At 71.8% G+C, this 12,684-nt stretch carries 10 protein-coding genes; 5 read left to right on the top strand and 5 right to left on the bottom strand.

The features are described 5' to 3' along the window. Window positions 1-45: 45 nt before the first annotated feature. Window positions 46-288, bottom strand: a complete 243-nt coding sequence (locus OG963_RS25275) for a DUF397 domain-containing protein (RefSeq protein WP_030925212.1) — start codon at window positions 286-288, stop codon at window positions 46-48. Between the two features lie 283 nt (window positions 289-571). Between OG963_RS25275 and OG963_RS25270 the strand changes: the two genes are divergently transcribed. Further along, a complete protein-coding gene (locus OG963_RS25270) occupies window positions 572-1,054 on the top strand; it encodes a hypothetical protein (protein WP_093931262.1) in 483 nt (160 codons plus the stop codon). A 69-nt stretch (window positions 1,055-1,123) separates the two neighbouring features. Here OG963_RS25270 and OG963_RS25265 read toward each other — a convergent pair whose 3' ends face one another. After that, window positions 1,124-3,256: an FUSC family protein gene (locus tag OG963_RS25265; RefSeq protein ID WP_319739996.1), complete on the bottom strand. Its 2,133-nt coding sequence runs from the start codon at window positions 3,254-3,256 to the stop codon at window positions 1,124-1,126. Window positions 3,257-3,396: 140 nt separating this feature from the next. Next, window positions 3,397-4,563: a DUF2786 domain-containing protein gene (locus OG963_RS25260; RefSeq protein ID WP_371799479.1), complete on the bottom strand. Its 1,167-nt coding sequence runs from the start codon at window positions 4,561-4,563 to the stop codon at window positions 3,397-3,399. A 106-nt stretch (window positions 4,564-4,669) separates the two neighbouring features. Here OG963_RS25260 and OG963_RS25255 point away from each other — a divergent pair, with 106 nt between their 5' ends. The 3 genes from OG963_RS25255 to OG963_RS25245 all read left to right on the top strand — a co-directional run bounded on the left by OG963_RS25255 (window position 4,670) and on the right by OG963_RS25245 (window position 9,467). Next, window positions 4,670-5,476, top strand: coding sequence for an ABC transporter ATP-binding protein (locus OG963_RS25255; protein WP_093778070.1), 807 nt, complete (start codon window positions 4,670-4,672; stop codon window positions 5,474-5,476). Continuing rightward, window positions 5,470-7,617, top strand: coding sequence for an FtsX-like permease family protein (locus tag OG963_RS25250; protein ID WP_176902345.1), 2,148 nt, complete (start codon window positions 5,470-5,472; stop codon window positions 7,615-7,617). The genes OG963_RS25255 and OG963_RS25250 overlap by 7 nt, the downstream gene beginning before the upstream one ends. 155 nt (window positions 7,618-7,772) lie before the next feature. Continuing rightward, window positions 7,773-9,467: a bifunctional 3'-5' exonuclease/DNA polymerase gene (locus OG963_RS25245; protein WP_093777908.1), complete on the top strand. Its 1,695-nt coding sequence runs from the start codon at window positions 7,773-7,775 to the stop codon at window positions 9,465-9,467. A gap of 41 nt (window positions 9,468-9,508) precedes the next feature. On the opposite strand, the gene OG963_RS25240 is transcribed toward OG963_RS25245, so the two are convergent. Then, entirely contained in the window at window positions 9,509-9,811 is a 303-nt protein-coding gene (locus tag OG963_RS25240; protein ID WP_093777910.1) for a hypothetical protein, read from the bottom strand. A 375-nt stretch (window positions 9,812-10,186) separates the two neighbouring features. Between OG963_RS25240 and OG963_RS25235 the strand changes: the two genes are divergently transcribed. Then, window positions 10,187-10,867 carry a phosphotransferase gene (locus OG963_RS25235; protein WP_093931265.1) on the top strand — a complete coding sequence of 227 codons (681 nt, stop codon included), beginning with the start codon at window positions 10,187-10,189 and terminating at the stop codon, window positions 10,865-10,867. Window positions 10,868-11,366: 499 nt separating this feature from the next. On the opposite strand, the gene OG963_RS25230 is transcribed toward OG963_RS25235, so the two are convergent. Beyond that, window positions 11,367-12,452 carry a sulfite oxidase gene (locus OG963_RS25230; RefSeq protein WP_218133110.1) on the bottom strand — a complete coding sequence of 362 codons (1,086 nt, stop codon included), beginning with the start codon at window positions 12,450-12,452 and terminating at the stop codon, window positions 11,367-11,369. Window positions 12,453-12,684: the final 232 nt, after the last annotated feature.

The raw sequence follows: 12,684 nt of genomic DNA, 5'->3' as shown, positions 1-12,684 counted from the left end.
CGGGCTCGTACGCAGGGCGTAGGACCGGCCGCGCGTGCGCGCCTGTCAGTGTCCCGCTATCAGGTGGTCGAACTCCCCGTCCTTCACGCCGAGCAGCAACGCCTCTATCTCGGCCGGCGTATAGACCAGGGCGGGCCCGTCGGGATGGCGTGAATTCCGCATCGCCACATCCCCGTCGGGCAGTTTTGCGAACTCCACGCAAGATCCTTGGGAGTTGCTGTGCCTGCTCTTCTGCCAGACGACTCCGCGAAGCTCTGTGGCCGCCATGCCGTTGTACACGTGGTGCACAGGACGCTCCCCGAGTTGCAAGGTGCAAGTGTCAACTGTCTCGGATCATAGCTGTGTTCATATGCCAATGCATGAGCAGATGCACGTGCACGTGGGGTGGTCCTTTGATTACAGCTTTACCTTCCCCGTCTGCCCGCCCTCACAGGAGATAGACGAACGGACCGTCTATTTGGCTCCCACTCGGCGCAGTTGCCTGGAAGTCGCCCCCATCGGCTGCCCCGCGAGCCGCTCCGCGCTCCCTGGTAGTTTTGCGCGGTCTTTCGTCAACAAGGGGGAAATTCACATGCAGAATCTTGTACGCACAGGCGCCGTCGTCGTCGCGGGTCTGGTCGCCGCGGTCACCCTGACCGGTTGCGGAAGTGACAGCGGGAAGAGCGATTCGGGCAAGGGCGCCACCGATGGGCAGGCGTCGGCGACCGGCGGCGGCAGCGACTCCGGGGACAGCGGTGCCGCGGCCGACGCCTCGGCGCTGGAGGGCACCTGGGCGGGGCTGACCGACGGCAAGGCCGTCGCCCTGTCCGTCGCATCCGGGAAGGCGGCGCTCGTCGCGGACGCCCATGTCTGTTCGGGCGAGGTGAAGGACATGGGCAAGGTGATGCTGGCTCTGAAGTGCACCGACGGCAACACCGACCGCACCATGGGATCCATCGAGTCCAACAACGGCAAGACGATCACCGTGTCGTGGGACGCGGGCGGCAAGGACACCCTGGCCAAGACCGATCCGGGTGCGCTGCCGACGGGGCTGCCGGGCCTGCCCACCCCCTGAGTGCCCGTCGCCCGGACAGGGAGCCCTGAAGCAGGACTGCGTACAGGGCGGTGCCGGACGGTCCGTCGTTCAGTCCCGTCCGGCACCGTCGGCTCCGGCCGGGCCGGACGTGGAGCCGTCCAGGCCCCGGGAGAACTCCTCCAGGGTCTCCAGCAGCAGACCGGCTCCGTTCCGCACGACCGGATCGGCCGCCTGCCCGCGTAGGCGGTCATCCTCGTCCCACTGCGCGAGCGCCTCACGGACCGCGCCCCAGCACGGTACGCGGCGCTCCCGCACGTCTTTCGCGCCCTGCTCGGTGGCGCGGCGCAGCGCGTCGGCGAACTGCGCGGCGGCGGGCAGGGGGGTGGCGCCGCCCTCCGGGAGGTGAGCCTCCATCAACATGGCGGCTCGGCCGAACTGGGCGAGCACGTGCTGGGTGTCGTCGGCGGCGGCCCGGGACAGGCCGCGGTTGCGCACCGGTTCGTGCTGGGCGGTCGCGACCGCTTCCTGCCAGGCGATGCGGGCCGTGCGCGTGGCGAGGAGCGCGGCCCTGACGTCGTCGCGACCCCGTTCCGCCGGGTCGGCGTACTGGTCGACGACGGAGGCGGCGTACCGCCCGTCGGAGGCCAGCCAGTCGCCCAGCCGGTTGCGGAGCCGCGGGGTCTCCCAGGCCGGGTAGACGGCGTACGAGACCATCGCGAGCAGCCCGCCGACGAGGGTGAGGACGACGCGTTCGAGAACGGTCTGCGACCAGTCGTCGCCGGCCATGCCGAGCAGGAAGACGACGTACGCGGAGATGCAGGCCTGGGCGACCGCGTAGCCGGTGCGCATCAGCAGGTACATCAACAGGGCGCAGACGACGGCGAGGACGGCGGACAGACCCACGCCGGGGTGGGCGGCCTGGACGATGACGGTGGCGAGGAAGACCCCGACGACGGTGCCGCCGAACCGGGCCACGGAACGCTCGTACGTCTGGGCGAACTCGGGACGCATCACCATGACGGCGGCCATCGGCGCCCAGTAGCCGTGCCCGAACGGCAGCGCGACACCTAGGAGATAGCCGACGGCGACGACGACGGCGACCCGGACGGCGTGCCGGAGGATCGGCGAACCGGGGCGGATCTCGGCACGCATCGACCTCAGGACGACGGGTACCAGCCGCAGCAGGGTGGGGCGGCGGCGGTGCGGGGCGATCACGTCGGCGGTCTCGGTGGCCTCGGCCTGCTCCTCCTTCGTCCCCTCACCCTCGGCCGTCTCGATGACATCGGCGAGCAGCACGCCGAGACGGTCGGCGGCGCGGCGGGCCGGGCCGCTCAGAAGCTCCCTCGTGTCAGGGGTCTTCAGGATCGCGACGGCGGGCGCGGCGATCCGCACCGGGTCGCCGTGGCGGATCGCGCGGGCCGCCGCGTCCAGTACGGATCCGGCGGCGGCCAGGAGTTCGCGGACCCGGTCCCGTTCGGGACCTTCGTCCGGGACGCCCATCCCCGGGTCGGCAAGTGAGGCGAGCACCGGCCTGATCCGCTCGGCCACGCCGCGGGAGCCGTGCAGTTCGGCCGGGCGGTGACGGGCCTGGCGCGGGGTCACGGCGGCGGCGCTGCGGGCCGTCATCAACGGGACCGGGTCGAACTCGGCCACCGGTTCGTGGCGCAGTCTGCGGGCGTAGTCGGCCTCGGCCGCCAGCGCGTCGGCGAGGGCGTCTCGCTGGGCGCCCCATCTGCGTACGGGAAAGAGGACGATCAGCGTCGCCTGGACCACGCCGCCGAACGCGATCACCGTGCCGTGCAGGGCGGCCTCGGCGACGGAGGTGGGGAGGGTGATCGTGACCAGCATGATCGCGACGTTGGACGACGCGATGATGCCGGCCGTCGGCCCCGCCGCCCAGGCCAGCCCGGCCACGAGCGTCCAGAGCACGAGCAGGGCCATGAACAGCAGGACATGGGATCCGGTGAGATAGCCCAGGAACGTCGATACGGCGAGACTCGCGCCGGAGACCAGGGCGAGGACCGGCCTGGGGCGCCAGCTGCGCTGGAACGTGGCGATGGCCGCCTGGAACGCGCCGAACGCGGAACTGGCGGCGACCACCGGCCCGAAGAAGCCGAGGCAGACCCCGATGACCAGGGCGAGCCCGGCCGCACCGCGGACCGCGATGAGCGGTTCGAGGCGCCGCCGCTCGATCTTCAGCCCCGAGCGGGCGGTCTCCTTCAGCGCCCGGAGCCAGCTCATGTCCCGAGCCTAGCTGGAATGCCCATCCTCGGGACTTTTCGGTCATCGGCCCCTTCCGGACGTCACCCAGGGGCGGGCGCACCGCTCTCCGGTCACGGACGGGGCACCCGGCTACGACGTGTCGTGTTCGTGCGCGCCCGCTACCGGGAACCGTCGATGCCCGGCCTCCGCTCACCCATCCGGGCCCGGTCGGCCGCAGCCGTACCGTGCGCCCAGCCCTCGCCGTCCGACACTCCGCGCACCCGGGTGCTCGTCGTCTCCGGGAACATCCGGTCCGCGGCGTCCGTGACCGCCACGTCCCGCGCCGCAAGGACCGGGAGCAGATCGCCGGCGGCCGCCCCCTCCTCCGAGACCGAGGCCGCGGTGACCCGGGCGGTGTCGGCCGCGAGCCGAGCGCCCAGCCGCTGGACGTACGCCATCAGGAAGGACTGGCGGAACGTCTTGGTCCGCTTGCGTCCGCCGGCCCGCTGTCCCGCCTCGGCCTTCGCCATCGCCGCCGTGCCCTGGACCAGCAGGGAGGTGTAGAGCAGTTCCACGGCCTCCAGGTCCGGTTCGAAGCCGACGACCGTCGAGAAGCCGAGATCGCTGTTCCACACCGCGCGGCAGCGGTTGGCCGAGGCGACGGCGTCGAGCAGGATCGCCTTCGCCGTCTCGTACGGGGCATCGACCCCGATCCGGCAGGCGCCCGGCGCCTCCTTGCTGTGCGTACGGGCGGCGAGAAGGGCCTCGTCGATGGAGTGCCGGGCCATCAGCTCCTGCGCCTTGGTGGTCAGGGCCTCCGCCTCCTCCGGGAAACCGGTCGCCTCCGCCTTCGCGAGCAGGGCGCGGATCCGGGTCAGCATGCGGGGTTCGTCGTGCGCCGGCTGCAGACGGAGCCGGTGGCCGGGTGCGCCGGGCGGCGGACCGACCGGTTCGATCGCGGGGAGCCGGAGCAACAGCCGGTAGAGACCGAGCAGGGCGGAGGCGTACGAGAACCGGTCGGGCCGGTTCCGGGGCGGCGGCGCGGGAAGCTCGGCGAGCTGGGACCGCCAGCGGGACGGCAGCTGCTCGTACCGCCCGGTCTCCGTGGTGATCAGGTTGGCGGCGAGCCCGGCCCGCGTCTCATCGAGTTCGCGGCGGACGATCCGCACGACGTCGGCGGGCTGCCAGCCGCGCTGCCAGGCGCGCCGGACGAACTCCTCGCCGCGCCGGAACAGTTCCGCATCCGCCGTCGGGTCGGCGGCGAGGAGGGAGGCACCGGTGTCGAGACCGGCGTCGCCGTCCGAGTAGAGGGCTGCCGCGAATGCCTGGTCGATCACCGGTTCCATGAGGTCAGGGTAGGCAGGGCCGGGCTCCGGGGTATGCCTGGCCCTACCCCGGAGACGGGCTCTGGTGGTCGTGTCCGGCGGGTCCTGCCACGGTTCGATCGAAACCATGACTTCCGCCCCCGCGACCGATGCCGCCGACGCCGTGCGGCTCCGCTCCGTACGTCGCGTCCACGGAGACGTCGACGCCCTCCGTGGCGTCGACCTCACCGTCCGCCCCGGCACCTTCACCGCCGTCATGGGACCGTCCGGCTCCGGCAAATCGACGCTCCTGCACTGCGCGGCCGGACTCGACCGGCCGACGTCCGGCACCGTCGAGGTGGGCGGTACGGAGCTGACCGGGCTGAGTGAGCGACGGCTGACCCTGCTGCGCCGGGACCGGATCGGCTTCGTCTTCCAGTCGTTCAACCTGGTCCCCTCGCTGACGGCCGCCCAGAACGTCGCGCTGCCGCTGCGGCTGGCCGGCCGCCGCCCCTCCCGCACCGACGTACACACCTCGCTCGCCCGGGTCGGTCTCGCCGACCGGGCGGACCACCGGCCCACCGAACTCTCCGGCGGCCAGCAGCAACGGGTGGCACTGGCGCGGGCGCTGATCACCCGGCCCGCGGTGCTCTTCGGCGACGAACCCACCGGCGCGCTGGACACCGCGACGAGTCGACAGGTGCTGGTGATGCTGCGCGAACTGGTGGACCGGGAGCGGCAGACGATCGTGATGGTCACGCACGATCCGGTGGCGGCGGCGTATGCGGACCGGGTGGTCTTCCTGGTCGACGGGCAGGTGGCGGACGACCTGACCGGCCTCACCGCGGAACGGATCGCGACCTGGACGGCCGCAGGACGAACGGACACCCCGCGGAAGGCCTCAGGCCGGACGGCCCCCGTCCTTCCCGCTCACACGGAGGCCGCGTCGTGCTGACCGTCGCTCTGGCCGCCCTGCGGACCCGTTGGACCACCCTCATCGGCACCTTCGTCGCCCTCGCGCTCGGCGTCGGGCTGATCGCGACGATGGGGCTGGGACTGGCCTCGACGTTCGACGCCCCCGTCCCGGAGCCACAACGGTTCGCCGCCTCCCGGGTGGTGGTGATGGGCGACGACACGCTGACCGTACCGGTGCGACGCGGGGCGTCCACCGCGCAGGTCTCGCAGCGACTGGCTCATCCACACCCTGTGGACAGCGAACTCCTGAGCGACCTTCGGAAGCTCGGCCCGGTGACCCTGGCCGGACGACGGGCGACCGGCAGCGGCGGCCCCGACGCCGTCGGTGTCGACGCCCCCGTCGCCGACGTACGCCGCGTCGTCGGCGACCGCGCCCAGGTCCTCACCGGCGACGACCGCCGCCGCGCCGACCCGGCGACGGAGCAGGACGCCGAGGCACTGCTGACCGTGAACGCGCTGCTCGGCACGGCGGCCGGTATCACCGCATTCGTCTCGGTGTTCGTCGTCGCATCGACGTTCGCGTTCGCGGTGGCACTGCGCCGCCGCGAATTCGGTCTGCTGCGCACGGCGGGCGCCACCCCCGGCCAGCTGCGGCGGCTGCTGCTGACGGAGGCGGCCGTGGTCGGCACGCTCGCCTCGGCGGCCGGATGCGCGCTGGGCCGCTGGGGCGCACCGCACCTCGCGCAACTGCTGGTCGACGGCGGGGCGGCACCCTCCTGGTTCACCATCCGCCCCGTGGCCTGGCCGCTGCACGCGGCCTTCTGGACCGGCCCGGCCGTGGCGCTGGCGGGCGTATGGGCGGCGTCGCGGCGGGCGGGCAGGACCGGCCCGGCCGAGGCGTTGCGCGAAGCCGACGTCGATACGGGCGTCCTGCCGCCCGTACGCCGGCTGCTGGGCTTCGCACTGCTCGCAGGCGCCGCGTTCCTGATGACGAAGTCGCTGGTCACGGATGCGTCCGGACTGCTGAAGCGGAAGACGTACACCACCCAGCCGATGGTGCTGATCACGGCCGCGGCCCTGCTCGCGCCGCTGCTCGTACGCCCGTTGACCCGGCTGCTCCGTCTTCCCGGGGCAACAGGGATGCTCGTACGGGCGAATACGGCCGCGTCCCTGCGCCGCACCGCCGCGGTGGCCGCCCCGGTCCTGGTCACGGTGGCACTGGCCGGTTCGGTGCTGGGATCCGCGATGACGGTGTCACAGTCGAAGGCCGCCGAGGCGCGCGAACACACCCGGGCCGATCTGGTCGTGACAGGCGAGGACCTGAGGGGCTCGGTGGCGCGGCCGGTTCCCGGGGCGACGTTGTCCGCGTCGGCGTCGACCGCGGTCTTCGTACGGGAGGAGGACACCGCCCTCATCAGATCGCAGGCGCGGGCGGTGGACGACGCGAAGACCCTGGCGGCCGTCGAGCGACTGCCGGTGGTGGCGGGCGACCTGCGCGATCTCGACGACCGCTCGATCGTCGTGAACGAGGAGTGGGAGCAGCACACGGTCGGCGCGACGGTAAGGGTGTGGCTCGGCGACGGGCGGCCGGTGTCACTGCGGATCGCGGCGGTACTGGCCCTCGGGACGGGCGACAACGGGGCGTACGTCACGGCGGCGAACGCGCCGACGGCTCCGGTGGACCGGATCGACGTACGACTCGCCCCCGGCGCGGACAGGGCGGCGGTCACGGCCGCCCTGCGCGACACCGGGGGAACGGTGCGGTCGACGGATCAGTGGCTGGCCGCGACCCATCCGCGCACGAGCCCGCAGACACGGCTCGGCCTGATCGTGGTGCTGGGCATCGCCCTCGTGTACACGGCACTCGCGCTCGCCAACACCCTGCTGATGGCCGGGTCGGTACGGTCCGGGGAGCTGAACGCACTGCGACTGGCCGGGGCCGCCCGGCCGCAGGTGCTCGGGGTCGTCGCCGGGGAGACGCTGTTCGCCGTGGGGCTCGGCGCGGTGCTCGGCATGGCCGTGACCGCGGTGAATCTGGCCGGACTGGGCGCCGCGCTGGCCACCCTGTCCGCGCCGGTCACGGTGACGGTCCAGTGGCCGGTTGTGGGGGCTACGGCCGGGGCGTGTGCCGTGGTCGCGGTGGCGGCGGCCATGGCGCCGAAGGCCGTTCGGCACGGGTGAATCGTCTCTCCCCGCCCCTCAGCCCGTCAGGTGATCCAGGACTGGAGGTCGGGCCCGGGGCGGGGCCCTGGTTTCGGGAAGAGGCGGGGTGGGGCCGTGGGGGGCCACCGCGCGGCCCCACCCCGCTGTCAGTCCCACCTGCCAGACTCAAACGCATGACCGCGCGCTGGGCTCTGACCGCCACAGAGACCGGCGGAGCCCACCTCGCCCCGCTGGCCCCCACCGGCCTGCCCGCGGCCCCTTTCCTCACCGAGCCCGACCTGGTGGAGGCCGTCCGTTCCCGCCCGGACGTCACCCGCTGGGTGTGGCGGTCGACCGCCGAGATCTACCCACGCCTGCTGGCGGCGGGCGTACGGGTCAGCCGCTGCTACGACATCGAGGTCGCCGAGTCACTCCTCCTCGCTCACGAGGGCCGGCTGGGCGAGCCCCGCTCGGCCGCAGCCGCCCACGCCCGCCTCCGTAACGCCCCCGTGCCACCGGATCCCCCGTCCCGCTCCGCCGAACCCGGCTCGCAGTCCTCCCTCTTCGAGCCGCCGTCCGGTACGGACATCCCGTTCGAGGCACTCCTCCAGGTCTACGCGGAACAGCTGCGCCGCCACGACGCCACCGCGCACCCCGGCAGGATGCGCCTGCTGACGGCCGCCGAGTCGGCCGGGATGCTGGTCGCCGCGGAGATGCACCGGGCGGGCCTGCCCTGGCGGGCCGACGTGCACCGGGAAGTGCTGCACGACCTGCTGGGCGAGCGCTACGCCGGCGGCGGCGAACCCCGCAGACTGGCCGAGCTGGCCGACGAGGTGTCCGCAGCGTTCGGCCGTCGTGTCCGCCCGGACCTCCCCGCCGACGTGGTGAAGGCGTTCGCGCAGGCCGGCATCAAGGTGAAGTCGACCCGCCGCTGGGAGCTGGAGGAGCTGGATCATCCGGCGGTGGAGCCACTGATCCGGTACAAGAAGCTGTACCGGATCTGGACGGCGCACGGCTGGAGCTGGCTCCAGGACTGGGTGCGGGACGGCCGGTTCCGCCCCGAGTACCAGCCGGGCGGCACGGTCAGCGGCCGATGGACTACCAACGGCGGCGGGGCGCTGCAGATCCCCAAGGTGATCCGGCAGGCGGTCGTCGCCGACGACGGCTGGCGGCTGGTCGTCGCGGACGCCGATCAGATGGAGCCGAGGGTCCTGGCCGCGATCTCCCGTGACCGCGGCCTGATGGAGGTGGCGGGCCACGACGGCGACCTCTACACGGCGCTGTCGGACCGCGCGTTCCAGGGTGACCGCGACCATGCCAAGATCGCGCTGCTGGGCGCGATCTACGGCCAGACGTCGGGCGACGGTCTGAAGAATCTGGCGGCGCTGCGGCGACGGTTCCCGCTGGCCGTGGCGTATGTCGACGACGCGGCGAAAGAGGGCGAGGAAGGCCGTCTCGTACGGACATGGCTCGGCAGGACCAGCCCACCGGCTGCCGGGAGCGGGGACGACGACGAGGCGGGCATCCCGCAGGAGAGCGACGAGCAGCCGCCCGGCGGCGACGACTTCACCCCGGGCTATGCCTCGTCGAACGCCCGCGCGAGGGGCCGCTTCACCCGCAACTTCGTGGTGCAGGGCAGTGCCGCGGACTGGGCACTGCTGTTCCTCGCGGCGCTTCGCCAATCCCTGACGGCCGCCGGTCTCCGGGCCGAGCTGGTCTTCTTCCAGCACGACGAGGTGATGGTGCACTGCCCCCAGGAGGAGGCGGATGCGGTGGTGGAGGCGATCCGGGCCGCAGGGGAACGGGCCGGGCGGACCGCCTTCGGCGAGACGCCGGTGCGTTTTCCTTTCACGACGGCGATCGTGGAGCGCTACTCCGACGCCAAGTAGGACCGCTCAGGAGAGGCCACTCCACTCCCCGTCACCATCCATCACTTCCCGGGACCGGAACCATCACCGGAACCACCTGGCCGAGCGGCCGCCCGGGGTTCGCCCTTCCGGAGGGACGGCGCGGGCTTCCGCAAGGATGGCGCGGGCTGCACCGTCTCCACCGGCGGTACGACACGCCCGGTACTCGCGCCCGGCCCCCCGAAGCCGCCGAACCCGGCCAGACCGTGGTCGTAATGCACCGCTCGCAGATGCTGATGCCGGTGCCGCGCGTTGAGCAGATGAATCAAGAACGCGGTCAGCGCGATCATCGCCACGACGACCGCCGCCATGATCAAGGTGTCCATAAAAGACGGCCCCCTTCGCACGCGCAGGCCGAAAGAACAAGAATCGCCGGGAACGACGCAGCCCGACGAACCGGCGTACGGAACGTTCTCGACATTCCCAGGCTACTCCGCGGAAACAGCCCGGACCGGAAACGCTTTCGTGCCGGTGCCCTGAGCGATGGAGGACGAGCGAAGGCCGGGGTCGGCGAACACGAGCCGGGCGTCGGCCCGAAGGCGCGAGCGCGCCGATGACCACGGTGGCGACCAAGGGCGCCGCCGGGAATTGCCGACACCGCAGCGACAACGGCTGGCGCGACCCCCCACTTCGCCTTGTCGGCCCCTCCCATATGCGCGGGAGATCTCCCCGGCCGAGGAACGCACCAGTAGGTTCCCCTCATGCGAATAGGCCAACTGCTGGGCACGGGACGTTCTGCCGACGTGTACGCGATCGACGAGGCCTGGGTCCTGCGCCGGTACCGCGACAGCAGCGATGCCACACCGGAACTCGCCGTCATGTCCTACCTCTCGGCGTGCGGCTACCCCGTCCCCCGCGTCGGCCCGAGCCCGGCCGAAGCCACCCCCTCCGACCTGGTGCTGCAGCGTCTGACCGGCCCGACGATGCTGGACTCGCTGCTCTCCGGCGCACTCGCCGAGGACGAGGGCGGCGCCATGCTCGCCGGCCTCCTCACCGACCTGCACACGATCCCGGCCAGGGTCTCCCAGGACCCGGAGGACCGAATCCTCCACCTGGATCTGCACCCGGACAATGTGATGCTGACACCCGACGGCCCGGTGGTGATCGACTGGCGGACCACCGCCGAAGGCCCACCGGCCCTGGACCGGGCCATGTCGTCGTTGATCCTGGCCCAGGTGGCGGTGGATCCCTCATCGCCGTCGGCAGCGGGCGCCGGCGCTCTGCTCAAGGCCCTGCTCCCGCACCTCGCCGACCAGGGAGGCGTCCCCGCCTCCCACCTCGCGCAGGCCAAGCGCCGCCGCGCAGCGGACTCGAACCTGAGCCCGGACGAAGTGGCCCTCATCGACGAAGCCGCGGACCTGATCGGCGAACTGACCGGGTGAGCCCTCGGCGCCCGAGCCGGGGTCCCTACCGCGGGCGCGGAGATCATCGTGATTCCGGCGGCCGCCCCAGGAAAAGAAAAAGCCCCGGATCACGACGAGTGAATCCTGGGGTTGCTCGAGTTCTGGGGTTGCTCCGGTTCCGGTGTCACTGCGGGGCCGGAGCCGGACAGACGGTGGCTCCCGGTGCCCCATATCGGTCCGTAAGCGTCGGTCGTCGCTGACGACTCCGATGCCGATACGTTGCTCTCCCGGGAGCCTAGCCAGTCGCCGAGATGGGTGTCACTCGGTCGATGAACGTCTTCATCGGCGGTGCGGCTCTCACCGGTTGGCTGGTGTATTAGCTAGCTTCCTCCTTATTTGTCCGTAGTCAAGAGAAGAAGCGCGTAAAAATCAGCTTCTGCCGTCCCCTTGCGGCGGCCACTGGCGACATCGTCCGGATTGGACGCACGAACCAGGGTCGGAGGCGGGCTTCGGGATCTGCGGCCTGGCCGCCCGGCTTTCAGCGGTCGCAGGTGACGTGGAGGCGGGCCCAGGCGTTGTTGGCGTAGCCCTTGGGGTTCCAGACCGTCGCCGGGGACTCGGGCTGGACGGCTGCGGCGGAGTCCCAGGCGCGGGCGAGGAGTTCCGTCTCCCCTGCCGGGAGGGTGAGCGAGGCGCGCCAGTGCTGCCATGTCCATGGGTTGTCCGGTGCGTTCAGATCGGCGTGGACCCACGTGGTGCCGCCGTCGGCGGACACGTCCACGCGTGTGACCGTGCGGTCGTCGCCGGCGAAGGCCACGCCGGTGACCTCGGTGGGCCCGGACGGCAGCCGGGCACCCTTGCCGGGCTGCAGGATGGCGCTGTGAATGGCGACCGGCCCGAGCGTGATGCCGTCGCCCGGTCCTGCCTCGTGGGGGTCGGCCTCGGGCGGCAGGAGGCTGTATTCCCACTGGAAGTAGTTGTCGGACGGTTCGGTCTGCGCGGTGATGCGCTGGAGCCATTTGACGCTTCGGGCGCCGATGTAGCCCGGGACGACGGCGCGCAGCGGGGCGCCGTGCGCGACGGGAAGAGTCTGATCGTTCATCGCCCAGGCCAGGAGCACCTCGCTGGAGGTGGCCTTCGCCGCCTGTATGGAGGCGCCGAAGGGCTGTGGCGGGTCGGCGTCCTGCGACAGGTCGGCGCCGGTGAAGGCGATGTGGGCCGCTTCTGCCTGCAGCCCTGCCTCGGTCAGTACATCCGCCAGGCTCACACCGGTCCACCATGCCGTGGAGATGGCGCCGGGACCCCAGGGGACCTGGCCGGGTATGTCGCGGAACTCCACGAGATCGGCGCGGCGGTTGCCTGCGCACTGCAAAGTGGCGAGCACCTTCCGTTCGGGGAAGCGGCGCCGCAGTTCGTCCAGCGACAATTCCAGCGGGCGGTCGACCATGCCGTCCACCCGCAGCCGCCAACTCGCTCCGTCCACGCGGGGGATCGGGGCATGGTTGCGGCCGTAGAAGGTGTCCAGAGGGGTGACCGGGTCCACGAGCGCGCCAGGAGGTGGTTCAGCGTTGTAGGGCTCGGTCTGGTGCACGACCATGTCGTCCCGCTTGCCCCATATGCCCATATCGTCACTATGCTCGAAGTCCTCCCATGCGGCACTTTGTGTCCGCCGGAGACCGCTCCGAGCCTGTGTCTGAGACCACAGCTGAGACCACCAACGACGTCGCGTCCGACAAAAGCAAAAGCCCCAGGTCACGGCAGTGAGTCCTGAGGCTTCCACAGAGCTGCCTTCGGGATTCGAACCCGAGACCTACGCATTACGAGCTGTCCGGGCTTGTTCCACGGGGGTCCAGGGG

Origin of the sequence: Streptomyces sp. NBC_01707, assembly GCF_041438805.1 — a bacterium.
GTDB lineage: Bacteria > Actinomycetota > Actinomycetes > Streptomycetales > Streptomycetaceae > Streptomyces.
Note: the sequence above shows the minus strand (reverse complement) of the source record. Positions and strands in the feature narration are given on the sequence as shown.